The following is a 26,905-nucleotide window of genomic DNA, read 5'->3' as shown; positions in this document are numbered from 1 at the left end:
TACTAGCGTTATGCTGTGGCATCTTTAATAATCCAATCAGCAGCACTAATTAAATCTGGAAAAACTGCATCTGCCAGCGGATCTTTTGCGCCTAAAAATACTCCTTTAGTTCCTGCTCGTTTACCTGCGATAATATCTGTATCCGTATCTCCCACCATGTAGGAGTTTGCCAAGTCTATATTATATTTTTCACCGAGGTCAACGATAAGTTTACTATTGGGCTTACGGCAGGCACAGCCCGACTTTGGTTTATGGGGACAATATACGACTTCGCGAATAATGGCCCCTTCCTTCTTCAATTCTTTTACCATATGCTCATGTATTTTTTGTAGCTGCGTTTCTTTCATAAACCCCAATCCAACGCCACCTTGATTGGTTACTACAAATATATAGTCGAAGTATTTATTCAATTTTTTTATAGCTTTCGAAACATGCGGCAGGAAATAGAGGTCTTTAGGTTTGTTGACAAATTTAACGCGATTCGTTAACACTTCATTGATGACCCCATCACGATCCAAAAATACAGCTTTTTTCATCTAACAACACACACCTTTAATATAAAACTAGAATTAATTTTAAAATCCATCCTTTTTGATTCATCACCGAAAGTTGGGAATGTTATAAAACGTATACCATGTAAATAGTTGATTGGAGTGGAGGCTGGGCGACTCCTTGGGGATCAGCGTCACAGATGAGACCCTGGAGCGAGCAACGCGAGTGAAGCGGCTCATCGGACGCCCCCAGGAAAGCGCCCAGCCGGAACGGAAATCAACCTCACGCTATGTTAAAGAGCTACACTTTTATTATTACCAAATTTAAAAAACCTATCACTACAAAGTAAAAACCTGATGCAAATCGCACCAGGTTTTTAATGTTTATTCTGCTATTTGTTCATTCTCAACAAGCTTTGTCACTTCATTATCTTCACTTACTACAGCTTCTGGCTGTTGAGTAGATTTACCGGATTTTCGCAAGACGAAATATGCACAGCCAAAATTACAATACTCATATAAGTAATCTTGTAGTGTACTAATCTTCGTATCGAAAGAGGCTTTCTGATTTTTATCGTCAAAAAAACCTTTTAAGCGTAATTGACTATAGCCCCAATCGCCGACAATATAATCATATCTGGCTAAAATATCTGAGTATCGTTCCTGGAATACTTCCTCTTGAAAAGCTTCTTTATAATCTTCAATAAGCTCGTATTCATATCCTTCAATATTGATCAAAGTGGCACCGCCTTCTATTTCAACATTCGTTCTTACTGTTCTGCTTGTAGTTGACGTTCTTTTGTTGCTTCGTTAACTTGTTCATCAGCATGATAACTACTACGTACAAGTGGGCCTGCTTCACAATGTTTAAATCCTTTTTCCATTGCGATTTTGCGCAATTTACCAAACTCTATTGGAGAATAATACTTTTTAACAGGCAAATGCTTTTTCGTCGGCTGTAAATATTGACCAATTGTCATAATATCTACGTCGTTAGCTCGTAAATCGTCCATTACTTCTATAATTTCTTCTTCTGTTTCACCTAAACCAATCATTAAAGATGACTTCGTAGGGATGTCTGGCTGCATTTCTTTTGCCAAACGAAGAAATTCTAATGAACGCTCATACTTTGCACGAGCTCGAACTCTTGGCGTTAAGCGGCGCACTGTTTCAATATTATGATTTAAAATATCTGGTTTCGCATCCATTAAAATTTGAAGATTCTCTTGCAAACCACCTAAATCGGACGGTAAAACTTCAATCGATGTAAACGGACTTTTACGACGAATCGCACGCACTGTTTCAGCTAATACTTGTGCCCCGCCATCCTTTAAATCATCACGCGCTACCATTGTAATAACAACGTGCTTCAAATTCATAATTGCTACAGAATCTGCTACTCGTTCTGGCTCAGCTAGGTCTAATTCATTTGGTAAGCCTGTTTTAACAGCACAGAAACGGCAAGCACGCGTACAAACAGATCCAAGGATCATCATTGTTGCTGTACGTCGTTCACCCCAACATTCATGAATATTAGGACAGCGTGCTTCCTCACATACTGTATGCAGATTTTTTTCACGCATGAGCTTCTTTAGCCCTTTATATTCATCATTTGTGTTTAATTTAATTTTTAACCAATCTGGTTTTCTTAAATATTCTTCTTTTTCCTTGCTTGTAGGTTTACAAGATGTCATACGGATATCGCCCCTATCAAATATGTGCTGTTTTAATATTACTATCTTCACTGTTGTCAATGTAACATAATAAATGAACTCCAACAACTATCATAATTAATTTTGCCTCGGCAAAATTGCGTCCAGAATCGGTCGGAGGCTTTGAGCCAACGTGATGTTGGTCACTCAGTCGTTGCCACAGGACGTGGCGTTCTTAGACTGAGTTCCTATATTTCAGTGGGTGTTTGGAAACGTGTATCTGTCGCTTTCAGGATAAAGAACATTCGCTGAAAGAAGGCAAACATTTCTACTTTTTAGGAGAGATAGGTACTTGAATTGAAGGTACCTCTTTACTACCATTTGAATAAACGTCTGGAACTTTCCCCCTTACAAAGCCTATCGCCACCGGAATATCCTGAGTAACTGTTGTAGTTTTACTAGCAAAAGGGACAATAATTTGCACATTTACCTCTATATGAACCCCTATCTCCATGTATACGCTATTAATACCATATTCTTTTATTGAGGAAGTAACTTCACTATGCACATTCCCAATGACATGAAAGCGTATCGGAATTTTAGGTCCTAAGTTCCCAATTAAAGGGATATTAGCTGCCTGACTCAACGGCATATAAAAAACTACCCCATTCCCTTCATTAATCTTGTTATAGTCATAATCAACATTATCAAGATTTGGTAAATGCGACAGTTCCCCTTGCTCTGCTTGCTCTAAATACAATTTTACTTGATTGACCGTTTCTGTTCGAACTCGATTAATCGTTTCTGTATTAATTTTCAAATCATCATGATTGCCAGGAGATACTTCTACAAGAATATCATTAACATCCATAACACTTGATGTACGCGAATCAATCGCTTTACTCACAACGGAAGATGCAATCTTAGCCGTTTGTATTTCTGCATAATCTAAGTATGTCGGCATAAGCTTCTCATTTAAATAATAAATAAATAAAAAAACACCGATAATCATAAACACAACTACTAGGGTTAATTTATTCAACCGACTGCCCTTTTTTCTATAGTTACCATAATTACTATATGATCGTAATTTCATCCTTTTTCGAGGGAAAAACAAAAAAATCTCCTCCTGTTCCATAAAATATGAACAGGAGAAGATTTTTATTCGATTTTCGATGGTCCAACATAATCCGATTCAACGCTTTCAATGAATACGGTTGGGTAGTCCACTAAATTAATTTCGTATGTAGCTGTCAATAGTTGATTTTGCTCTTCAAAAATACGAATCCACGGTAATGCAGCATTCAATGTATTTTGTCTTGATACAATACCTCGACGTCCATCCGATAATTTCAAAATAACACCGTTAGGATAATGGACAACTGATTTTTTCAACGCTTGCACAATACGTGCATCGTATATAGTTCCAGCGCCTGCTTCTAGAATTGCCAGGCCCTGAGAAGGTAGCATTTTTTCACGATATACACGACTTGTAGTCACTGCATCAAAAACGTCTGCTACCCCAATAATTTTGGCAAATGGATGGATTTCAAAATCAACTAAGCCTCGGGGATAGCCACTCCCATCAATCCGTTCATGATGTTGGAAGGCACAATGTGCAACAATCAATGATATAGAATGTAAATTACGTAACAAATCAAACCCATATCGAGTATGCTGCTTCATAGTTTCAAATTCCTCACACGTAAGGCGGCCAGGTTTTGTCAAAATTTCTTTCGGCACCATAATCTTACCTATATCATGTAACAAAGCACCAATTCCAATTAAACGTAAATCCTCCGCTGAATAGCCAAGCTCTTTAGCAATCGCTATCGAATATAACGTAACTTGAAAAGAATGTTGATATAAATATTCATCAAATAAATACGCATCTGTTAATATTGTTAGAATTTCATCATTACCTCTTACCGCCAATAGTAACTCATCGACAATTGTAACAATTGCTTTTGATTGTTGGTCAAGCACATAAGAGGCATTTAATGGATTTAAACCATTGATTGATTGGAAAGAAGCTTTAATGGTTGAAATTGCTTTATTTCGAATAACGGTTGGAACTGTTTCCTGTACCTCAATTCCCTCAGAAATTTTATCGTCAATATATAAATAATGCATATTTAATTGTTGAAGTCTCTGAATGATCCGTTCATTAATGACAACATCTTTCTTTAAAAGAGGGTGTCCCGCTTCATTCCAAATGGTTCTTGCTAATACCATTCCTTCTTTTAATACATCGATTGAAATTAACCGCATGACCTTTTCCCCAATCCATTCTAAAAGCGTTTTAACGACTATTACTTAAAGAAATTTTTGCCCATAATCTATCATAATGTTTCGCAAAAATTCTGGTAGAATATATTTTTTCTTAGCATATTTAAAACTTGGATAAAAATAACCGAATGTAAACAAATCAAGGGTTACTAATTTATAGCTTAGATCATTATCTGCAAGCTTCCCATTGATAAGTAATTGGCGATCTTCATTCATTGAAAAGCCATAAGTTAACATCTTCCCAAAAATAACGCCTCTAAACCCTAATCCTTTTAGCTCAATATACGGCCATTCTTCGTTTTTAGATTGCAGAAAAATTTCTTTCATTTCAGCAACTGTCAATTCAATCGTACATAAATTGATAGGATGTGGGAAAATTCGATGTAAATCTAATGCAGTCACTGTTCCCTTTGGTAAACCATCTAAAAAAATACCCGCATTAAACAACGCACAATCCGCTCCACTTTTCTCTAAAATGGCACGCGCGAATAAATCGGATAACTGTGAATAATGGAACCATTCCTTATTGTACGATTTTTCTGTTGTAAATACTGGAATATCAAGTAATCGATTGCCTTCTTTTTCTAATGATTCAACGATTTCATTTTCATTTTTAATCGTAGGCAAATCTTTATTATGAATTAAAGTATCCTTTTTTTCAACAATTCCTCTAGATTTTGTATCATATTCTAACATAAGATGGCCAGTATATTGCCCAAATTTCCCTCCACCTGTCAACAAAACGCCATTAATGAGCTTTCCATTAGGGAGAACATGATGTGTATGGGAGCCGAATATAACATCTATTTCAGGGCATTCCTCAGCTAAAAGCTCGTCCTCTGTTATCCCTAAATGAGACAAACAAACTATAATATCTACTTCTTCACGAAGCTGATGTGCTAAGCGAATGAGTGTGCTTCGTGCTTCATCTATCTCCCAGTTTAATTCCTTATAATATACTTCAAACATAGCAGTCGCTGCGATCACTGCAATCTTTGTGCCATAATCAGTTGTTAGTATAACATATGGCTTCATCCACGCAGGATTTATTTCATGTGAAGCATTGACATTGGCAACTACTACGTCAAAAGTTGCTTCATCATACAAATGGTACAGCTCTTCATGGGACAATGTAATACCTTCATTATTACCAATTGTCACTACGTCGTAGCCTGCTTCATTCAATAACCTCACATTGCCCTTACCGACCGTTGCTTCTGTATAAATATCTGAACGATCCAAATGATCACCAACATCAAATAAATAGCTTGTTTCCCCCATAATTGTAAGCTTAGTACGCGTTTCTTTCACATAGCTTACCATTCGTGGCCAATACTTAAAATGACTGTGCAAATCATTCGTGTGAAAAATATGAATTTTTTCCAGCAATTAAGCCACCTCTTCTTTAAAATAGCTTCCTTTTCTATCAGACCTTCGTCAGTATAAAGTCATCACCAAAAATTATGGATGACATTTGAGTATATCTTGTATATAAGGAGGCTCGGCGCCCCCAGTTGGAAATCAACCACACGTTTTGATGCGTATCCTCAATATTACAATAATCCCTCAATAATAGAGCGAATTCCTAATAATAATAAAATAACTCGAAGTGCTACTACAAGCGTATCTGATTTAATTCTTTTATTTAATGCTGCCCCAAGCTTTGCTCCAATATATGCGCCTGGAATAACAGGAATCGTATAAAGCCATGGTACATGTCCTAAATAAATATGACTCGCTGAATTAACAAGAGACGATAAAAATACCATGAACATCGATGTTGCTACGGCAACGTGTGGTGGGAATAAAAATAAAATAATCATAGCAGGCACGATCATCGAACCCCCACCGATACCAAATAATCCAGAGGCAAAGCCAATCGCAAATGTTAATGTAATGGCAAACCAAATTGGATACCCATATACAAAAGTATTTCCTTCTTTGTCTTCAAATTCCTGTTGCATACCATTTTTTACAAACCATTCTACAGGTTTCAATCGATCACGCACAAGTAATATCGTCGCTAAAATAATGAGTAAAATACCAAAATACAAATTAAATGATGGTAAATCGAGCCCCTTATTTACCCATGCGCCCAGCATTGTTCCAGGAATACTCCCTATAAAAAATATGAAACCACTTTTATAATCAACTGTTTTAGATTTCATATAGCTTAACGTAGAGGCAAGCCCCGTGAAAATCATCATGACAACAGATAAACCAACCACTTTTTGAGGAGTGATATCTGGAATCATCCCTAGATTTAGCCCCACAAATAATGTTGCTGGAACTAAAATAACTCCGCCGCCAAGCCCAACCAACGAGCCAATTACCCCAGATAATAATGCAATGATAACTAAAAGAATAAATTCCATTAAAGTTCCCCTTCAAACATGTTTAATTGTTTAGGCGCTAACCCTTCATCCCTAATCGCTAAAATTCCTTGTAATTCCTTGGCGTTTTTCGCGGCATGTAGTCCTGAATTATTATTAAATAATACATATAGATCCTGTACTTCTGACTGGAGTTCTTTTATGTGCTCCCCGATCTGCTGCAATTCTTCATTATTATAATCATATAAAAAACGAACCTTCCGCCAATTTTCGGCATTGCCAGTATTGCGCCAACCATGAATATTACGTCCATGAATACGTATAAGTGACTTCGTCGCAGTTACGGTAGGATAAAATGGTACAGAACCAACACCAGCCTGCGGTTCATCACAAATTGTATGAATGAATTGATGCTCTCGTAAAAAATCCATCGTTTGTTGCACGACATTGTCCGCATACCATGTTCGATTACGAAACTCAATCGCTACGTCAAAGCTTTTAAGCTGCTGTCTAATATACAATAGATACTGTACATTTTTAGTCTGACAATCAAACCATGGTGGAAATTGCGCTAGTACCATCGCTAGCTTCCCATGGCGTTTAAATTCATTTGCACATTCGATAAAGGCATTAAACATGTCATTCTTCGAGTCAAACGGTATATCACCACGTAAATGCCCAGTCATTCCTTGATAGGCCTTCACAACAAAACGAAAATTTTCGGGTGTGTCCTCACACCATTTTCGAACATTCTCTATAGAAGGTATTGCATAAAACGAAGTATCAACTTCAACCGTTAAAAAATGGCCTGTATAATCGAATAATTTGTCTTTCGAGGCAGTCACTCCACTATAAAGTGAAGGGTGATCACCCCAACCAGTTAATCCAACTATAATCATGTGACTCCCTCCTCTATGTACAATATCATAGCACACACTTTCTAACGAAATATGAACGTATCGTAAAAAACATATCTCATAAACAAGGCAAATTCGCATATTACTATTATTTACCTTTATAATAAAATTTAGGATTATTATCAAAACGTGGGGTTGATTTCCGTTCCAGCTGGGCGCTTTGTTGCTGACGCTGCGCTTTCGCTACAGTAAACATTTGTTGCTGTCGCTGCGCTTTCGCTACAGAAAACATTTGTTGCTGTCGCTTCGCTTTCGCGCAGAGCAGAGCTTCCTGGGGGCGTCGGGGCAACAGGATCGATTCCATATTGGGATTGTATGGATTCAAACAAGCCTTCCATAGCTGTAGCAGAAAATATAGGATTTACTAATGTTTTTAACTATGTAGGATACGAGTTTTCATTTGACTAATATGTTAAAAACCCGGCTAAGTGTATCACGTCCACTTAACCGGGTTTATTTGCGTCACTTAATTTAATTAATAAAACTTCACTACATCTTCAAAAGGTAAAGAAGTTTTTTCTCCTGGTTGTTCATTTGGTTCACCAAATGGCATTTGTGCTACTAAGCTCCATTCTGCAGGGATATTCCAAGTTTCTTTAACTTCCTCGTCAATAATTGGATTATAGTGCTGAAGAGATGCGCCAATTCCTTCTGTCGTTAAAGACATCCATGTTGCGTATTGTAGCATGGCATTTCCTTGATGTGACCAGAATGGGAATTGTTCTTTATAAGATGGTGCGTTTTCTTGCATTTGTTTGATTGTTGCTTGGTTTTCAAAGAACAAGATGGTTCCTACACCATCTTTAAACCCTTGTAAACGCTCTTCAGTCGCTGCAAAATTTTCAGCCGGTACACGCGCACGTAATGTTTCTTTCACAATATCCCAAAACTTTTCATGTTCATGATCCATTAACACAACGACACGGCCACTTTGCATATTAAACGAAGATGGTGCATGTACACTGATTTTTAATAATTCTTCAATTTTTTCTTTCGTAATCGCATCATTCTTTTTCACCTTACGGATTGAACGACGATTAATAATTGCTTCTTTTAAATTTGTTGTTACTGACATTTGTATTTCCTCCGAATTTAATTAAATTTATATATAGACTTTTACATGTAGCTTCATTTTACACGCTACTGTTTCAATCTAAATTTACCTTCTTTACTAGCGAATTCTTGGATCATTTCATCACCAATAATTAATGTAGGAACGGCGATTGTAAAACGACTGCTAATTTTAATCTTCATCGCCCTTACCTGTAACCATTATAGTTACAACACAGAAAGAAGTCAATTATTAAAAAAAAAGAAATGACATCACAAAAAGTGATCTGCAGTTTGTTGACCTCCTTTCATTATAATAAGACTACAAATACTACCTATATAACGTTATAATTTCTATAATATAGGCCATTCTCTAATAAAATCCCTTCTTGCCTTACTTAAGTTGATCTATTTGTTTAAAACCTTAATGTAATCTTCCTGAAGCTTTAATATTCTAACATTCTAATAATAAAGAAATGGGGACGCATATGTTTATTCTTATTGGTTTGGTTATCTTCATCCTAATCATTCTCATACTATGGCTACTACCATTGAAATATCAAAAAATTGAATGGATTGAAATGAACGCACAAATTATCGAAAGTGATTTTTCACACCGAACAGTCGGCCATGAGATTACATATGCAAAAGGAGAATCTCAGCGTAGAGTGAAGTTAACAGTACAATTTACCTCTTTACAAAATAAACCAATCACGGTCACAGGCAAAGTGTGGACATATACAAAAAATCGCTCTTTTTTTGAGGAGGGCCAATGGGTGACGATTTTATATAATAAAAAGAAACCTCAACAGTTTAAGCTTAAATATCGAGTTTAGAAAAAGGCAAAGGGGTACTGTATTGTTCTGAAATGACTTTTCACAATTACCTATACACAAAGCATAAGATAAGGTGATGGATCAATTATGCCTCGGCATAATTGCGTCTCGAATCAGCTGAAATAAAAGGAGGACAATGATGTATCCAAATCAATACTATTATCATTATGCTCCACAGCATAATAGTACTTTTCCTATGCTAAATGATGCTCCACTTGCAAATGATATTCAGAAAGCAATTAACGGTGAATATAGTGCTGTTGTTTGTTATGAGAAATTAGCTAAGATGGCACCTACTGAAGATGAAAAGAATAGAATACTTGAGATACAAAAAGATGAAATACGCCATCTCGAGGAATTTAGCAAAATTTATACGAATTTAACAGGAAGAAATCCTTCTTATCAAATAATCGAGGAATGCCCGGACAACTATAGAGCCGGAATAGAGTTTGCTTTTAAAGATGAACAAGAAACCGTTGATTTTTATTTAGATATAGCAGACAAAGCAAATGATCCAATGATTAAAGAAAGATTTCGACGTGCAGCAGCGGACGAGCAAAATCACGCTGTATGGTTTTTGTTTTTTTTTCAAAAAGCCCGGACATAACACATAAGCAAACTCAAAATTACAGTCATCCTGAACTATTACCTGCATTGACACCCCCTCAAATGTTGGGTGAAAACTTAACTCAATCAATTTTTGATAATTTTCTAGGAAACTTTAACTTAATTAATCATACATTCGGGCATATAAATGCTTTATTACCGTTTTTTGGGCATAATTGGGTACCGTTTTCTAATGATGAATCGCAGTTAGTCGTAACAAACTCAGAAAACAATAAAATAGCCTATGCGACTAGAAGTCGTAGGGAAAAAGACAATATTTCTATGTATGAATCGTTTATGGTATTAAATATTCCAACTGATAATTTTCCAACCCTTTTTTCTCAACTTTATAACGACTCTTTGAACCACCAAAACAACATTAGGTACTTACCTTGAAGATCAAAAAGAACAGAGACGAACTTCAAAAGTTCGTCTCCTTCCATCTAAACGCTCCGTACTCTTGCTTTTTCCTCAAGAGTCTATGCAGATTATTTAATTTCTTTCCATAAAGACAATGCGAATATCCAATTTGGATCTCCATATCCTTGATAGCTTTGTACAGCTTCATACATTTTACCTTGATGCTCTACTTTATCACCTTTTGTGTATGCCTTAATTGGGCTCCATTGCTCATAAGACGACCCTTGCTCTTTTGTAGTCACAGTGAAAACGGAACTTTTATTAGATTCATTTCCAGCTGTATCAACCGCAGTGACTGCATAGTTATATGTTGTATTTGATTGTAGATTCATGTCTTTAAAAGATGTAGTTTTCGATGTTCCAACTACAGTCATTTGTCCTGCTTGTGTCCCTCTATATATAACATAATGGTCAACTGCTACATTATCCTCTGATGCACTCCACATTAAATCTACACTTGAGGCTGTTACGCCCATCGTGTGAAGTGAAGTTGGTTGCGTTGGTGCTTCCGTGTCTGGAACTGCATTCATTGTCTCTACAGCTATAGACTCACTTTCTTTAGAAACATTTCCAGCTGCGTCCACTGCCTTTACTGTATATGTATATTTTGTATTCGCTTTTAAATTTTTATCTGTGAATGTTGTTCCCGGTACAGATCCAATTGCTTTACCATCACGGAATACTTGATATTCTTTTACACCCACATTGTCTGTAGAAGAATTCCATTTTAGCTCGACACTGTTAGCAGTGACTTTCGTAGCCTGTAATCCATTTGGCTGAGTTGGAGCTTCCTTATCCACATCCACATTATTCACTAAATTAACATCAATTACATTATAGAAAGCATTTGCAGTATTCGCTACATCCCAAACTGCTAAAATAATGTGGTAGCCACTACGATCAGTTGGTACGTTAATTGTATGAGTTAAATTAGTTGATGCTTCGGTACCATTATGTTCAATAGTTCCAATTGGCTCAAGATCAGCACGAGTTAATGGTTTATTAGGATCCCATCCCTTTTTCGTAATATAATAGTGCCATTTGCTTGTTAAATGTGATGCAGTGTACTTCCATGTAAAGGTATTCGATCCCCCTGTAATCGTATTCTTAAACCAGCGATTTACAGATTGTTGATCGAGGATGCCATCAAACTGACCTCCTGCAGATGCTATTTTACCATCAACTGGTCCACCTTGCGGAAATCCTTTTTTAGCCTCTAAGCTCTGTGGCTCGTACATAACCCTTCCACAACTCAAATTAAGCGCACCATAACTATGGCTACATAATGCAGCACGGCTAGCTGGTTTTTCTACAAACCCATGTGCAGATGCATTTGGTGCCATTGCAATCCCCATAATTCCAGCCGCTAATACGGCAGCACTTAATCCCTTTTTACGTTTACTTAATTTTGTAAAGTTCATATAGTAGTCTCCTTCTCATGAAAAATGTATTTCTACTCGTATGATAGCTACGGATTGAAAATTAAGCAAACTATGTATGAATATGCTAAAAGTTACATTACATTGTTATGTTTTGTCGCAAAATATATATATAAATAGCTCTAAATATAATAAACATTTTATAATTAAGTACCTTTTCACTTAAAAGAACTATATATTTTGATAAAGTGTTCATAAAATATTCAAATTAAAGTTTGTCGATTCATGATCTGCTTCATAAGTTTTTATTCCACGTCATATAAGTCGTTAAGCTATGTAAACAACATCTACATAAAAAAAATCGAGCGCAATGCACTCGATTTTAATATGTTGGGCAATATGGGTTTTAGCCTTAGCGCTAAAATCCTAATTTACCAAAGAATATCGGCGTATTAACCGATTGAACCTTCCATCTCAAACTTGATCAGACGGTTCATTTCTACTGCGTATTCCATTGGTAATTCTTTTGTGAATGGCTCGATGAAGCCCATTACGATCATTTCTGTCGCTTCTTCTTCAGAAATACCACGAGACATTAAGTAGAATAATTGTTCCTCTGATACTTTTGAAACTTTCGCTTCATGCTCTAAAGAAACATTATCATTTAAGATTTCGTTGTATGGAATTGTATCTGAAGTAGATTGGTTGTCCATGATTAACGTATCACATTCGATGTTAGCACGTGCACCACTTGCTTTAGGGCCGAAACGAACTTGACCCATATATGTTACCTTACCACCTTGTTTTGCAATCGATTTAGAAACGATTGTTGAAGATGTGTTTGGCGCCATATGAATCATTTTCGCACCTGCGTGTTGGTGTTGTCCCTTACCTGCTAATGCGATTGATAATGTCATACCACGAGCGCCTTCACCTTTAAGGATACAAGCTGGGTATTTCATTGTTAACTTAGAACCGATGTTACCGTCGATCCATTCCATTGTACCGTTTTCTTCAACAACTGTACGTTTTGTTACTAGGTTGTAAACGTTGTTTGCCCAGTTTTGAATCGTTGTATAACGGCAGTATGCATCTTTACGTACAACAATTTCTACTACTGCTGAGTGTAAAGAGTTTGTTGTGTAAACAGGAGCTGTACAACCTTCAACGTAGTGTACATGAGCGCCTTCATCTACAATAATTAACGTACGTTCGAATTGACCCATGTTTTCAGAGTTAATACGGAAGTAAGCTTGTAATGGCGTTTCCACTTTTACACCTGGTGGTACATAGATGAATGATCCACCTGACCAAACAGCTGAGTTTAGTGCAGCGAATTTGTTGTCAGTGTAAGGAATCACTTTGCCCCAGTATTGTTTGAAAATATCTTCGTTTTCACGTAAAGCTGAATCAGTATCTTTGAACACAATACCAAGATCTTCAAGGTCTTGTTTCATATTGTGATAAACAACCTCAGATTCGTACTGAGCAGATACACCTGCAAGGTATTTTTGCTCTGCTTCTGGAATACCTAATTTATCAAAAGTAGCTTTAATTTCATCAGGTACTTCATCCCAAGATTTTTGAGTAGCTTCTGATGGTTTTACGTAATACGTAATTTCATCAAAATCTAAATCTCCTAGGTCGCCACCCCATTGCGGCATTGGTTTTGTATAGAAAGTTTCAAGTGCTTTTAAGCGGTATTCAAGCATCCACTCTGGCTCTTGTTTCATAGTAGAAATTTCACGGACGATTTCTTCAGTTAAACCACGTTTTGAACGGAAAATTGATACGTCCTTGTCATGGAATCCGTATTTGTAATCGCCAATATCAGGCATTTTTTTAGCCATTTTTTCTCCTCCGTTCATGTATTATTGTTATTTTGTTTAAAGCACAGATATCTTACTTCGAGTGAAAGCACATATTGTGACTTTCACTCAAAATTAGAATTTATTAAAGATTTACACCTTTTTCCATCGCTTTCCAAGCTAATGTAGCACATTTAATACGTGCAGGGAATTGAGAAACACCTTGTAGTGCTTCAACATCCTCAAGGTCGTATTTATCGCTATAATCCTCACCCATCATCATTTTAGAGAAAATATCAGCAAGCTCTAGTGCTTCCTCAACTTTTTTCCCTTTAATGAGCTGTGTCATCATAGATGCAGAAGACATCGAAATCGAACAGCCCTCGCCGTCAAATTTCGCATCCTCTACAATACCGTCAGTCACTTTTAGCGTTAAGTGAATACGGTCTCCACAAGTCGGATTGTTCATATCGATCGTTACAGCATCATCTTCAATAGATCCTTTATTACGAGGATTTTTATAATGATCCATAATGACTGAACGATATAGTTGATCTAAATTATTAAAAGACATCGCCAAAATACTCCTTCGCAGAACGTAATCCTGAAACTAGGCGGTCAATATCTTCCTCCGTGTTATACAGATAGAAGCTTGCACGCGCTGTCGCTACTTGTTGGAGACATTTCATTAGTGGCTGAGCGCAATGATGTCCTGCACGAACTGCAATACCGTTCATATCAAGAACCGTCGCTACATCGTGTGGATGTACATCGTCTAGGTTAAACGTTACAAGACCACAACGCTTCATTGGGTCACGTGGGCCGAAAATTTTAAGTCCGTCAATTGTTTCAAGCTGATCCATCGCGTAGCCTGCAAGCTTATGCTCATGTTCCGCAATGTTATCTAGCCCAATTTCAGTTAAGAAATCAATAGCAGCTCCTAAACCTACTGCACCTGCAATAATAGGAGTTCCACCTTCAAATTTCCACGGTAATTCCTTCCACGTCGAATCATAAAGTCCAACAAAGTCAATCATTTCGCCACCAAATTCAATTGGCTCCATCTTTTCAAGGTGTTCTTTTTTACCATATAGTACACCTATTCCAGTTGGTCCGCACATTTTATGCCCTGAGAACCCTAAGAAATCTACATCTAAATCCTGTACATCAATTTTCATATGTGGTGCTGCTTGTGCACCATCCGCTACCATTACAGCACCGTTAGCATGTGCGATTTGAGCGATTTCTTTAATTGGGTTAATCGTTCCAAGGACGTTTGACGCCATTGACACCGACACAATTTTTGTTTTAGGTGTAATTGTCGCACGAACCTTTTCTAGGTTAAGTGTGCCATCTGCTTCAAGCTCAATATATTTCAACGTTGCATTTTTTTCCTTCGCTAGCTGTTGCCAAGGAATAATATTAGAATGGTGCTCCATGTGGGTAATGACAATTTCATCACCTTCAGCCACATTAGCACGACCATAACTTAATGCTACTGTATTTAAAGCAGTTGTAGTACCACGTGTAAAAATAATTTCTTGTGTTGATGTAGCATTAATAAAATTACGAACCTTTTCACGTGCACCCTCATATTTGTCAGTTGCACGATTACCTAATGTATGCACACCACGGTGAACATTAGAATTATCAAATTCATAATATTGTTTCATTGCTTCAATCACTTGAATAGGTTTTTGAGAAGTTGCTGCGCTATCAAGGTAAACAAGCTTATGACCGTTTACTTCCTGATTTAAAATTGGGAAATAGCTTTTAATGTCTTTATTCATCATTAGCGAACTTTCCTTTCAATAACCTCCGTCAGTTGCTTTTGTACGCCCTCGATTGGTAATTGCGTAACAACTGGCGCAAGGAATCCATGGATAACAAGGCGCTCTGCTTCTGCTTTCGAGATACCACGACTCATTAAGTAATAAAGTTGTAGTGGATCCACTCGACCAACAGATGCTGCGTGTCCTGCTGTTACATCATCTTCATCAATCAATAGAATTGGGTTAGCATCGCCACGAGCTTTTTCAGAAAGCATTAATACACGTGATTCTTGCTGTGCATCGGCTTTTGTTGCACCGTGTTCGATGTAGCCAATACCGTTAAAGATTGATTGTGCTGCGTCTTTCATTACACCATGCTTTAAGATATGACCATTTGAGTTCTTACCCCAGTGACGAACTTCAGTAGTAAAGTTAAGTTTTTGTTCACCGCGACCAACAACCACTGTTTTTGTATCAGCATGAGAACCGTCACCGATTAGATGTGTAATGTTTTCAGAAATAGTATCTGAGTCATTCATTAAGCCAAGAGCCCAGTCTACTTTCGCATCACGAGCTAGTCGTGCACGACGATTTACATAAGTAGTATATCCTTTCGCAAGCACATCAACCGCACCATAAGTAACTTGTGCATTGTCTTGAACTACTACTTCCGCAATAATGTTTGCTTGACCTTGTGCTTCTTCAACTGTTGAAATATAAGTTTCAACATACGTTACAGCCGAATTTGCTTCAGCTACAACTAACACGTGGTTATATAATGAAGCTTCCGCATTATCGTTTAAGAATACTACTTGAAGCGGCTGTTCAATAATGACATTTTTAGGTACGTATACGAACACACCACCATTAACAAGTGCCGCATGAAGAGCTGTTAATTTATGCTCATCAACTTTTACAGCTTCTGTCATAAAGTACTTTTTAACAAGGTCACCATGTTCACGAACCGCTGTTAAAATATCTGTAAAAATAACACCTTTATCAGCTAGTTCTTGTGATGTTTTAATGAAAGCTGGCGTGTTATTGCGTTGAACATAAAGATTTTCTTGTGCTTCAAGATCGATTAAACCTTTTGCTTCTTCAGGTAATGCATCAAGTGAAGAAAATCCTTCACTGTCAACAGTATGAGTTGGGAAATTCATGAAATCCCATTTTGTAATATTTGTTCTGTCTGGTTTTGGCAAATCTAAACCAGTTACTTTGTCTAGTGCTGCCGCGCGAAGCTCTGTAAACCAAGCCGGTTCACCTTTTGCTTCTGAGAACGAGCGCACGTCCTGTACTGTTACAGGCAAGTTAAGTTCCACTGTCATGCTAGTTCGTCCTCCCTCTTATGCTTCTTGTTCTTCAGTTTCTTCTTCGATACCTAATTCTTTTTTAATCCAGTCATAGCCTTCAGCTTCTAAACGTTGTGCTAATTCTTCGCCACCTGATTTCACAACGCGACCTTGCATCATTACGTGTACATGGTCTGGTGTAATGTAGTTAAGTAAGCGTTGGTAGTGAGTGATCATTAAGCAGCCGAATCCTTCTCCACGCATTGCATTGATTCCTTTTGAAACAACTTTAAGCGCATCGATATCAAGACCAGAGTCAATTTCATCTAAAATTGCGAATGTTGGTTTAATCATCATTAATTGAAGAATTTCGTTACGTTTTTTCTCACCGCCAGAGAAACCTTCATTTAAATAGCGTTGAGCCATATCTTCGTTCATTTCAAGGAATTCCATGTTTTTATCTAATTCACGGATAAATTTCATTAGAGAAATTTCATCGCCCTCTTCACGGCGTGCATTAATAGCTGAACGTAAGAAGTCAGCATTTGTTACACCAGCGATTTCAGAAGGATATTGCATAGCTAGGAATAAACCAGCTTGAGCACGCTCGTCCACTTCCATTTCAAGTACATTTTCGCCATCAAGTTCAACTGTACCAGAAGTTACTTCATATTTAGGGTGACCCATGATTGCAGAAGCTAGTGTTGATTTACCAGTTCCGTTCGGTCCCATGATTGCGTGAATTTCATTTGTATTAATTGTAAGGTTTACGCCTTTTAAAATCTCTTTCCCGTCGATTTCAACGTGAAGATCTTTAATAACTAAAGTTGACATGAAAATACCTCCATAGTGTGTTCAGTGAATGGTGAACCATTCCTTAATTATCATCATTCTAATCTTAACTGAAAATCGTTCTCTATGCAAACCATTTCAATCACTTTCAATTTTCTTTAAAACAATCCTTAAAAACAAAGAGTTTGTAAGCATTTTCAGATTATTACTAATCATTATTGACAATGAGAATCGACTCCCCTTATTTTCAATGAAATAATTCTAATTGAGAACGGATTTCATCTAGCTCATAGTGGAAACCTCTTAGGAATCGCTAATTGTAGCGGTTTTGTGACAGAAATGCATAAAGAACACTATCAATACTATAACCTTTTTTATTAGAATGGAATCAAATAAAGAAAAGAAATCTTTAGAGTACTAGTTCGTAAAATTAAGACTTACCATCATAACGTACGGTTGATTTCCGTTCCAGGTGGGCGCTTTGTAGCTGCCGCTTCGCTTTCGCTACAGATTAAACATTGCCGCCTGACGCTTCGCTTTCGCGCAGAGTAGAGCTTCCTGAAGGCGTCTATTGTAGAAGATAATGCATTTACACAATAGAGATCTAGTTTAGATGTTTATTTACAATCATTTTTCATCTCAAATAGTATATAATTAATGTATAATCAATCGTATTTTTCGATTAATAGGGGTGAATTCTAGTGGAGTTACGTCAATTACGTTATTTTGTGGAAGTCGCTGAGCGGGAACACATTTCAGAAGCTGCCGAACATCTTCATGTTGCTCAATCAGCCATAAGCCGACAAATTGCTAATTTAGAAGATGAATTAGGCACACCACTCTTTGAACGTGTAGGACGAAATGTTAAATTGACACCGGTTGGAAAAACATTTCTGGAGCACACAATTACAGCTTTAAAAGCCATTGATTTTGCCGCAAAGCAAGTTGAAGAATATTTAGATCCTGCTAAAGGTACCATAAAAATTGGTTTTCCAACGAGTTTGGCTAGCTATGTATTACCAACTGTTATTTCTGCCTTTAAGCGTGAATATCCAGATTTGCAATTCCAGCTCCGTCAAGGCTCCTATCGTTTTTTAATAGATGCAGTCAAAAATCGCGAGTTAAATTTAGCTTTTTTAGGCCCGCTTCCACCAAAGGACGAATCGATCCATTCAACAATTTTATTTACTGAAAATATCGCCGCATTACTACCAGCAAAACATCCATTAGCTAAAAGGAAAAGTATTCAGCTTGCTGATTTACGTAACGATTTATTTGTGTTATTCCCAGATGGATACATTTTACATAAACTAGCTATGGATGCCTGTCGAGCAGCTGGCTTCTTGCCAAACGTCATCTCTGAAGGTGAAGACTTAGATGCACTAAAGGGTCTTGTCGCTGCAGGCATCGGGGTCAGCTTATTACCAGAAAGCTCACTGTATGATTCAGCTGCCCGTTTCACAGTAAAAGTACCGATTCAATCACCTACGATTCCAAGAACAGTCGGCATTATTTCACCTGTAAACCGCGAGATTGCCCCGTCTGAAAAAATATTTTTAGACTTCGTGACCAATTTCTTTTCACGTCTTTCTCAATTCCAATAAAAAAAATCGCCGTAGCAGGCGATTTTTTTTGGCTTAAGTGATTCTATCCTACAGATTGGCGGTTTTACCACTACTATGGCTGTTCTATCCGTCGCTTTGGCTTTTCTATCCGTCACTCCGGAAATTCTATCAATTCATTTCCCTGATTGTTCATTAATCCATTGTAACGTTTTTGAGCCTAGACCTCCGGCACGCCATAAAACAACCTCATTGTAGCTTCTCTTTTGCACATGCGCTGTCCATTTTTTTAGTGTTTCCTGATCGGCGTACCAAACTTCATGCTTAACATTTTGTTCATCTAAAAAAGTGAAATAAGCCGCACCACTTGCTTGATCGCGATTTTTAACAGCTTGCGTTTTGTTTAGTAATTCCTCAGCTTCTACCTCCGTTAAAGCAACCGTCTTGCCTTGTTTTACCCATTCGAATCCGCCTGTTGCAAATGCAATCGCTAATTTTTGATTAGACTTCCTAATTTTTTTTACTAAGTCATTTAAAAACGAATAGGTTGCCTTTGCACCTGGACCACTATGATATCCGTGCACATTATAAGCCATCACTGTATATTTAGGCCCATTCGGTAATTTAACATTAAATGGGAATCCAGGCTCTAATACGACATGTAATGAAACATCCTTTTTTAATAGCTGTTCATAAAGTTGCTCTATGAAACGGACGTACTTAGAGAGATCCTCTTTAGCAACCTTTTCATAATCAATTTCGATACCATTCACATTGTATTGTTCAACAACTTGCATAATATTATCAATATGTCGCTGCATTGATGATTTATCTTGAAACAATCGATGCAATAACGCACTATCCTTCTGAACTAATGGGGCGTTATCTTTAACATAATCGTTAATTAACGTGAGAATAACATGGTGTGATTCATTAAATTGTTGCTGTGTTTGCTTCAACGTTTCTGTCGCATCTTCAGTTAATAATAATTGGTCATTCTCATTAAAATAAGCACCAAAAACGTGAATGTCTTGTAAGCCCTGTTGTGAATTTTTCACATCCTCGATGGCAGCTTTATTTTGCCATTCTGGTAACCAAATAGATAATTGAAGCTTGTTTTTGAGCTTAAACCCCTCCTTTGCCTTAACAGGTGCTTCTTGGCTATTACTACAAGCTGTGATAACTAGTAGTGCTATACAGATAAACAGAAAAATTTTTTTCACTTGAATTTAGTTCCCCCCGTTTTAGAAGGTTTCAATAAAGAAATCAACAACATTATTAAATAACGTTATTGTTTTGTGCTTTACTTTATCGAAATTCGTATATTGGTTAGTAAAAAGCGTATGATCGTTAACATCTGTAATCAAAATATCCTCGATGAATGTATCATAAATATCATCTGCATACTGTTCATGCGACGTTTCTTTTTTGCTGAACAACGCACCAAATCCAATTTTAGATCCTTGTATGTCAGGATTTACTTGAATTGTCTTGGATAATACCTTATCTACATCTATCTTTATTTTACCATTTTCTACATAAATGTTAAATATTCTCGTTTTTGTTAAGTTTCGTGGATACTCTTCCTCGTCAATTCTAGAACCTTTTTGCGTATCCAGATAATCGTATACAGTAGCCTTATTGAATGCATACTCTTCTTTATTCCACTTTATTTCATTTAACGGAAATCGTTCCTTCTCAACAACGCTCGATTCTGGTGATTTTTCAGAAACAACAATCTCATTATCTATTAATGCCACCCGAATATAGCTATTATATTTTTCATCATAGTTTAAATAAATAGATTGTTGTCCTACGACATTCCCTTTAAAGGCAAAGTTTATATTATATTTCTCTGGAAGTGTTTCCTTCAATATTACCCGACCTTCACTAGAAGGTGCTGATGTTAGCGTAATCGCATTATTTTCAAACTCTGCTGCACCGCTCAATACTGACCATTCTTTTGCCCGTTGAGGATCTCCGACTTCAAACTCTACATTTTGCTTACTAGCTTGGCGGATTTTCATCATCACATGATTCGTAGACCAATAGGGGGATACTTGTAATCTACTTAAATTGTAGAGATCAGCATCCGCATCATTATATGCCCCTAGCTCCAAATTGAAATGCATTTTAAATCTATCCTTAATTTCTTTATTATTCGCACTCTCAACTAACGAATCCATATTATTATAAAGTGAGTTGGCATGCATGATAGCATAGGCCTTAGGAACTTCTCCTAATTCCTCCTTATAAATATCATGCATTAGCTTGTAATCTTTTTGAATACGCTTCTCCATTTCTTGTCGCGTTTCACTTGGAATCATATATTGATTGCGAATAAAGTCCATTAAATAATGATTATAATATTCGATAGTCGTTTTATTTGGCACTTTATTTTCATCTATTACACCTAACGACTGTCCTTTATCGTTATACATATTAATATATGTCAGACGGTATCCATTAGAGCCCAACTCCCAATAGCCACTTTTCTCCATGAGCAATAAGTCTTTCGGCTTTAAAAATTTGTTATCCCGTGTATCCATTTTATTGGCGTACGTAAACATGGTAGCTTTATAATTTAGATCCTCCATGATGTTTTGAGCGAATATACTAGAATCTGTACGTCCATCTTCAAATGATAAATACAACGCCTTTTCTGGCAATGGTTTGTTTTTCTGATAAAAATCTAAGATATCCTGCTGAGTAACAGTTGTATAGCCTTGACTTTCAAGCAGTGCAAGTTGTTTTCTCAAATTCTCTTTAGATACATATTTAGGAGATTCACCCCTGCTCACACCAAAATATGATAATGCGATGAAACCATCTTTATTCACTAAAGGAACCGTTTCCTCTACCCTTTTATCAGTTAAAAATACAACACGTATTAAAATAACAGCTAAAAATACAACGATGATCGTTTGAACAATTGATCGTATTATTTTCCTTCGATTCTTTTTAGCCGGATTTAATACAACTTTTTTTTCACTCATTCCTTCTCACCCATTTTGCTAATTTTTAGAATCGAAAATCGAGATTTTCGTAATTTTTGTTTTTCTAATTTCTTTTCTTTGGCGATGACATCTTGAGGTGTTTCTCTCGTTCCCCAAGTTGATTTCCAAAATGTAACCCATGCAACAGGCATTTGCCACAGCAAAATAAATTCATAGAAAAGTACAAAGATAAAGCCAAACGTCCACAATTTACTTTTTCTAAAGAAAAGATGGGCTAAGCTCATTAGCATTGCCATCAATAACAAGCCCACTAAAAACGTAGTTGGAAAAACGCCATGCATAATTGGCACATAAAGTAAATTGTAAACAACAACAATAGGGGCTGCTATTGGTACGATTAAACCGATGATGAAGAAAAGAAACATAAAAGGTTCCTTCTTCCACATAAATAAAAATGCTCGTAACGATTCGCGTAGCCATGATCGTTTCCATCTCATTTGTTGAGATAAAAAGACTTTTGTATCTGATGGAACAATTGTAGAACATACAGCATTGTCCTGATATCCCGTTCGATGTGTTTTCAAAATATAGTTTGTCATACTACGGTCATCCCCAAATGTTGCGGGTTGTCCAAGGAATTTTTGGTTTAACCATGCTGTCTCGTTCTTTAAAATAAGCTCTTTTCGATAACATGCTAATGGACCAGATAAGCAAGTGACTGTATCAAACCAAGACTCAGCAGCTTTCATGATCCGAAAGGCTATATAATAGCGAACGGTTTGCAATTTTGTCAGAGCATTTGTAAATTTATTTTCAACTTCTGTTCTTCCAGCCACACCACCCATTTTAGGATCTTGGAAAGGCTGTACTAAATTTCGAATGGCATGAGGTTCTAAAAAACTATCAGAATCTACGAAAACAACTAAATCATGTTTAGCAAGATGCACCCCTGCCACTAAAGCCTCACGCTTCCCACCATTTTGAGGTAGCTTATGGAAACTTAAGCGATTCTTTGTTTTAAATCGCTCACCCTCGCTATGAATAAGTTCAATCATTTCATTAGCTTTTTCCTCAGTTCTATCTGTTGAATAATCATCTACAACAATAACTTCTAATTTGTCTACAGGATAATACTGATTAATACAGCTTAAAATTGTTCTATGAATCCATTCTTCTTCGTTAAACACCGGAATAATAATAGAAACGCCCGGTTCAAATTTAGGATTTATAGGTACATTCCTATAGAAAATGCCGAATATATATCGACTTAAAAGAAATGTTGCAGCAATAATACTATATAGATATAGGAATTTATTGAATCTGAAGTAAATAACACTTTCAGCCCTCATTAACATAACGATTAGAGAAACTACTAATAAAAATATACTTGCCATAAAGATTGATAGTCCCCATCGTTTTTTAGTCATATAGTCATTTAGAGGCTGTAAAAATTCACATGCATAATAGCATCTAGTTTCACCATCTACTTCTTTCGTAAAATGACGAACAACTTTCGCTTTTACCTTTACCTTAGATTCATAGCCCTCAGGCATCGCACCACCAGGTATAGTAAATTTCATCGTAATAATTTCGTCTATTACAAAATTATCAGGATTATTTGAAAATATAAGGATACCTGTAACCGAAATATCCTCCGCATAATGTTTGTTACTAACCTTGTGCTTTGCTCTTTTAATTTGTACTTCAAAATTAGTTTCATAGCGTAAACTTAACAGCTGTAAACGATATATTTCATTGACATCTGTAGGATCGATTTCTTCCTTTTGATACGAAGCACCCCGTCGGTCAACGAGACTTCGTACATTTTCTGGGTCAGGAATATTCGATAAAATCCGTCGATCAGCGCGTGGTATCGTTAAAATCTCTTTTTTCTTATTCATGATTATCAATTCACTTTCTTATTTGAATCTTCTTCAATCCAAGTCGACATTTTCGCAAAACTATACCCATCTTTTTGCAGCTTTTCAATGATTAATGGCAATGCTTCAACTGTTTTTGTACCGTCTAAAATGTGCATAACAATCACTTTTCCTGGAGCAATTCTAGTCATCACACGATTATAAATATCTCGAGATGTATATTCTAAATTCCAATCGAATGATGCTATATCGTACATCGCAATCGATTGGACACCTGTTGCGGCAATAATTTTCGCTGATTCTTCATTAATAGCACCTTTATTAGGCCTGAAATACAACAAAGGCTCTTCTTGCAAGGCATATGTTAGGGCCTGATGTGCCATTACAACATCCTCTTGGAGCTCTTCAGGTGTCATTGTCGTTACATCAAGATGATTATAGGAGTGACTTGCAACCTCATGGCCTCTCTCAACAATTAATTTTGCTAATTGCGGATCCTTTTCCACACCTTTGCCAATTAAAAAGAACGTAGATTGAACATGATACTTATCAAGAACATCTAAAATTTCTTTAAGTCTCTCCTCACTCGCCCAATCATCAAAGGTTAAAGCAATTTCTTTTTTGGAAGTATTTTTACGATAGTACAAATTCGGTTTTACATTTTCATAATCCGGATTTACTTTAATAGCATCATAGCCTTCAATTTCCTCTAAGGATTTTACTAAATATTGTTTATCTAAAACGTCCGTTAATGTAGAGAAAACGTACCCTTTTTCTTCGCCAAATTGAGACAATAATGGAATAACATCAATAATTGCAGGGTTAATGTACGTATTTAAATGAATGATAGATCCACTATTGATAAATCGATGAATATAATCCATTATTTCTTCAGCACTTTGCATATTTCGATCTTTTGGATTAATGGAAGATCCTACAACTCCCTTCATATTTAAGGTTTTAGTTGCTAATCGCATATTGTCCGTTGAATCACCGGAACGACTGCGAACGTATTTAGGTGTATAACCTAATTTATCTTTAAAAACCTCATTCGCTAAATAAATTTCTTTATATGTTTCTTCATAACTCAAATCAGTCATTTCGGGAAACGTCAATGTTCCATTTTCTACTTCATGACCTTTTGCTAAAATAGCCTTCACTAACTCAGGATCTTGTGCAACTCGTGTACCTTCTACAAAAAATGTTGCCTTCATGTTAGCTTGATCCAAAGCCTTTAATAATTTTTGCATTATTTCATTGTCTGCAAGTCCATTAAAGGTTAAAGCTACCTTTGGACTAAGAATGCTCGCGTGACTATAAATTTCACTCATCGTTCCATCCGGTTCCTTTATTTCAATTGTTGAATCGACCGGTTGAACCTGATTAGTTTGAGCGGACGATTGACATCCAGCTAGAAATAAAATGACTAATAGACTACATAATTTTAACCGCCCCGTGATCACAGAATCCCCCCTATAATTTGTGGTATTTTTCATTTTTAAACAAATAATGGGTATTGCGTGTATCAAAAATTAAAGCAGCATGTTGATCAATCAATGCATAATCAATAGCTGCATGATTCGTTAAAATGACTACAGCATCTGCTTTTTGAATTAACTCTTTTGTAAGTAAAACTGTGTTAAACATGTTATTACCAACTGTAAATGTTTCTATAAATGGATCAACAACTTTTAGACCACACCGTTTTTCCATTAATTTGTCAATAACATGTAATGCTGGTGATTCCCGAAAATCATTAATATTCGGCTTATAAGAAACTCCAATAACTACAATTTCTGCATCATCTATCTCTTTTCCATGTGCATTTAAATAATTTTCTAATCTTTCAATTACAAAGCTTGGCATAGAATCATTAATTTTATCTGCCGTCTCAATTAATGTCGCTGAAACACCATGCTGCTGGCTTGCCCACAATAAATATTTAGGGTCTACTGGTATACAATGACCACCTACCCCAGGGCCAGGTGTAAATGGCATAAAACCGTAAGGCTTTGTCGAAGCCGCTTCAATCACTTCCCACACATCGATATTCATTTTATGGCAAACCTGACTTAATTCATTGACAAGGGCAATATTAATTTGTCGAAACGTATTTTCTAATAACTTTTCCATTTCAGCAATCTTTGGACCTGTTACAGCAAACACATTTGTATTGATCACTGTTTCATAAAAAAGCTTGGTTACTTCTAAACAAGCTGCTGAAATACCACCAACTACTTTAGGCGTATTCGAAACTGAAAAATTTATATTTCCAGGATCCACACGTTCAGGAGAATAAGCTAAAAATATATCCTGTCCAATAATGAAGTTACCTCTTTCTAAGATCGGTTGAACTACTTCTTCTGTTGTTCCAGGGTAAGTTGTACTTTCAAGAATAATTAAAGTATTAGGGGACATATTTTGTTCAATTGCATTAGCTGCATCTACAATATACGAGATATTAGGTGTTCCATCTGCATTTGTAGGCGTCGGTACACAAATAATAATGATATCTACATTTACGAGTTTAGAAAAATCATTTGTCGGCTCAAATTTCTCTTCTTTAACCGCTTTCTCGATGATTGCGTTAGACATATCAGCAATATAACTATCACCACTTTTTAATTTGGTAATTTTTTTATTATCTTTATCGAAACCAATTACTCCAAAGCCTTTATTGACGATTTCTAAGGCTAGAGGGAGCCCCACATATCCTAGTCCAACAACCCCAATTGTGGCACTTCTTGTTTTGATTTTTTCTGATAAAGCTAATCCCTTTGTCTCAATCTTTATTCCCATAAACAAATTACTCCTTTGTCTAAGTTATTGTGAAAACGTAATTCAAAGCTTTAACAATTCATACCTTTGT

24 protein-coding genes and 1 pseudogene are annotated in these 26,905 nt (G+C 36.5%); 4 read left to right on the top strand and 21 right to left on the bottom strand.

All coding sequences use genetic code 11. The features are described 5' to 3' along the window. Window positions 1-8: 8 nt before the first annotated feature. The 9 genes from MOK21_RS16495 to MOK21_RS16455 all read right to left on the bottom strand — a co-directional run bounded on the left by MOK21_RS16495 (window position 9) and on the right by MOK21_RS16455 (window position 8,007). Window positions 9-536, bottom strand: coding sequence for a D-glycero-alpha-D-manno-heptose-1,7-bisphosphate 7-phosphatase (locus MOK21_RS16495; protein WP_249075081.1), 528 nt, complete (start codon window positions 534-536; stop codon window positions 9-11). A 339-nt stretch (window positions 537-875) separates the two neighbouring features. After that, the gene (locus MOK21_RS16490; protein WP_249075080.1) at window positions 876-1,229 is read right to left on the bottom strand and encodes a YutD family protein; all 354 of its coding nucleotides are present in this window, start codon (window positions 1,227-1,229) and stop codon (window positions 876-878) included. 32 nt (window positions 1,230-1,261) lie between these two features. Further along, window positions 1,262-2,185, bottom strand: coding sequence for a lipoyl synthase (gene lipA / locus MOK21_RS16485; protein ID WP_249075079.1), 924 nt, complete (start codon window positions 2,183-2,185; stop codon window positions 1,262-1,264). 286 nt (window positions 2,186-2,471) lie between these two features. Then, on the bottom strand, window positions 2,472-3,281 hold the full coding sequence (yunB, locus tag MOK21_RS16480; RefSeq protein ID WP_374110204.1) for a sporulation protein YunB: 810 nt from the start codon (window positions 3,279-3,281) through the stop codon (window positions 2,472-2,474). A gap of 23 nt (window positions 3,282-3,304) precedes the next feature. After that, on the bottom strand, window positions 3,305-4,414 hold the full coding sequence (locus MOK21_RS16475) for an HD-GYP domain-containing protein (RefSeq protein WP_249075077.1): 1,110 nt from the start codon (window positions 4,412-4,414) through the stop codon (window positions 3,305-3,307). Window positions 4,415-4,459: 45 nt separating this feature from the next. Further along, window positions 4,460-5,821: a bifunctional metallophosphatase/5'-nucleotidase gene (locus MOK21_RS16470; RefSeq protein WP_249075076.1), complete on the bottom strand. Its 1,362-nt coding sequence runs from the start codon at window positions 5,819-5,821 to the stop codon at window positions 4,460-4,462. A gap of 164 nt (window positions 5,822-5,985) precedes the next feature. Next, a complete protein-coding gene (locus MOK21_RS16465; RefSeq protein ID WP_249075075.1) occupies window positions 5,986-6,807 on the bottom strand; it encodes a sulfite exporter TauE/SafE family protein in 822 nt (273 codons plus the stop codon). After that, a complete protein-coding gene (locus MOK21_RS16460; protein ID WP_249075074.1) occupies window positions 6,807-7,664 on the bottom strand; it encodes a DUF72 domain-containing protein in 858 nt (285 codons plus the stop codon). Before MOK21_RS16460 ends, MOK21_RS16465 begins: the two co-directional genes overlap by 1 nt. 106 nt (window positions 7,665-7,770) lie before the next feature. Next, entirely contained in the window at window positions 7,771-8,007 is a 237-nt protein-coding gene (locus tag MOK21_RS16455; protein ID WP_249075073.1) for a hypothetical protein, read from the bottom strand. Between MOK21_RS16455 and MOK21_RS16450 the strand changes: the two are divergent. After that, window positions 7,980-8,090 (top strand): annotated as a pseudogene (locus tag MOK21_RS16450) (GNAT family N-acetyltransferase); the annotation flags it as partial. The gene MOK21_RS16455 and the pseudogene MOK21_RS16450 sit on opposite strands and share 28 nt — an antisense overlap. A 67-nt stretch (window positions 8,091-8,157) precedes the next feature. On the opposite strand, the gene MOK21_RS16445 reads toward MOK21_RS16450, so the two are convergent. Then, window positions 8,158-8,757, bottom strand: a complete 600-nt coding sequence (locus tag MOK21_RS16445; protein WP_249075072.1) for a nitroreductase family protein — start codon at window positions 8,755-8,757, stop codon at window positions 8,158-8,160. Between the two features lie 463 nt (window positions 8,758-9,220). Here MOK21_RS16445 and MOK21_RS16440 point away from each other — a divergent pair, with 463 nt between their 5' ends. Continuing rightward, window positions 9,221-9,568 (top strand): DUF3592 domain-containing protein, encoded by a 348-nt coding sequence (locus MOK21_RS16440; RefSeq protein WP_249075071.1) that lies wholly within the window; start codon window positions 9,221-9,223, stop codon window positions 9,566-9,568. 139 nt (window positions 9,569-9,707) lie between these two features. After that, a complete protein-coding gene (locus MOK21_RS16435) occupies window positions 9,708-10,175 on the top strand; it encodes a ferritin-like domain-containing protein (protein WP_249075070.1) in 468 nt (155 codons plus the stop codon). A 487-nt stretch (window positions 10,176-10,662) separates the two neighbouring features. On the opposite strand, the gene MOK21_RS16430 is transcribed toward MOK21_RS16435, so the two are convergent. The 6 genes from MOK21_RS16430 to sufC form a co-directional block, all read right to left on the bottom strand. Beyond that, the gene (locus MOK21_RS16430) at window positions 10,663-12,015 is read right to left on the bottom strand and encodes a lytic polysaccharide monooxygenase (protein WP_249075069.1); all 1,353 of its coding nucleotides are present in this window, start codon (window positions 12,013-12,015) and stop codon (window positions 10,663-10,665) included. Between the two features lie 410 nt (window positions 12,016-12,425). Further along, window positions 12,426-13,823 (bottom strand): Fe-S cluster assembly protein SufB, encoded by a 1,398-nt coding sequence (sufB, locus tag MOK21_RS16425; RefSeq protein ID WP_068985344.1) that lies wholly within the window; start codon window positions 13,821-13,823, stop codon window positions 12,426-12,428. A gap of 103 nt (window positions 13,824-13,926) precedes the next feature. Then, a complete protein-coding gene (sufU, locus tag MOK21_RS16420; protein ID WP_249075068.1) occupies window positions 13,927-14,355 on the bottom strand; it encodes a Fe-S cluster assembly sulfur transfer protein SufU in 429 nt (142 codons plus the stop codon). Further along, complete coding sequence (locus MOK21_RS16415; RefSeq protein ID WP_249075067.1) at window positions 14,345-15,574, bottom strand: cysteine desulfurase; 1,230 nt, start codon at window positions 15,572-15,574, stop codon at window positions 14,345-14,347. Before MOK21_RS16415 ends, sufU begins: the two co-directional genes overlap by 11 nt. Next, window positions 15,574-16,881, bottom strand: a complete 1,308-nt coding sequence (sufD, locus tag MOK21_RS16410; protein ID WP_249075066.1) for a Fe-S cluster assembly protein SufD — start codon at window positions 16,879-16,881, stop codon at window positions 15,574-15,576. The genes MOK21_RS16415 and sufD overlap by 1 nt, the downstream gene beginning before the upstream one ends. Before the next feature lie 18 nt (window positions 16,882-16,899). Further along, window positions 16,900-17,679, bottom strand: a complete 780-nt coding sequence (gene sufC / locus MOK21_RS16405; RefSeq protein WP_068985348.1) for a Fe-S cluster assembly ATPase SufC — start codon at window positions 17,677-17,679, stop codon at window positions 16,900-16,902. A gap of 659 nt (window positions 17,680-18,338) precedes the next feature. Here sufC and gltC point away from each other — a divergent pair. Further along, a complete protein-coding gene (gene gltC / locus MOK21_RS16400) occupies window positions 18,339-19,241 on the top strand; it encodes a glutamate biosynthesis transcriptional regulator GltC (RefSeq protein WP_249075065.1) in 903 nt (300 codons plus the stop codon). 134 nt (window positions 19,242-19,375) lie between these two features. Here gltC and MOK21_RS16395 read toward each other — a convergent pair whose 3' ends face one another. From MOK21_RS16395 to MOK21_RS16375, 5 genes are read right to left on the bottom strand one after another with little or no spacing between them, the layout of a single operon-like run. Next, window positions 19,376-20,422 (bottom strand): glycosyl hydrolase family 18 protein, encoded by a 1,047-nt coding sequence (locus MOK21_RS16395; RefSeq protein WP_249075064.1) that lies wholly within the window; start codon window positions 20,420-20,422, stop codon window positions 19,376-19,378. Between the two features lie 21 nt (window positions 20,423-20,443). Then, entirely contained in the window at window positions 20,444-22,195 is a 1,752-nt protein-coding gene (locus tag MOK21_RS16390; RefSeq protein ID WP_249075063.1) for a polysaccharide deacetylase family protein, read from the bottom strand. Next, window positions 22,192-24,057 (bottom strand): glycosyltransferase family 2 protein, encoded by a 1,866-nt coding sequence (locus tag MOK21_RS16385; RefSeq protein ID WP_249075062.1) that lies wholly within the window; start codon window positions 24,055-24,057, stop codon window positions 22,192-22,194. Before MOK21_RS16385 ends, MOK21_RS16390 begins: the two co-directional genes overlap by 4 nt. A 5-nt stretch (window positions 24,058-24,062) precedes the next feature. Then, window positions 24,063-25,499: a polysaccharide deacetylase family protein gene (locus tag MOK21_RS16380; RefSeq protein WP_249075061.1), complete on the bottom strand. Its 1,437-nt coding sequence runs from the start codon at window positions 25,497-25,499 to the stop codon at window positions 24,063-24,065. A gap of 10 nt (window positions 25,500-25,509) precedes the next feature. Continuing rightward, window positions 25,510-26,835, bottom strand: a complete 1,326-nt coding sequence (locus tag MOK21_RS16375; RefSeq protein ID WP_249075060.1) for a nucleotide sugar dehydrogenase — start codon at window positions 26,833-26,835, stop codon at window positions 25,510-25,512. Window positions 26,836-26,905: the final 70 nt, after the last annotated feature.

Source organism: Lysinibacillus sp. BPa_S21, from assembly GCF_023337795.1.
Classification (GTDB): Bacteria; Bacillota; Bacilli; order Bacillales_A; family Planococcaceae; genus Lysinibacillus.
The sequence above is the reverse complement of the archived record's forward strand: the minus strand, read 5'-3'. Positions and strand labels throughout refer to the sequence as shown.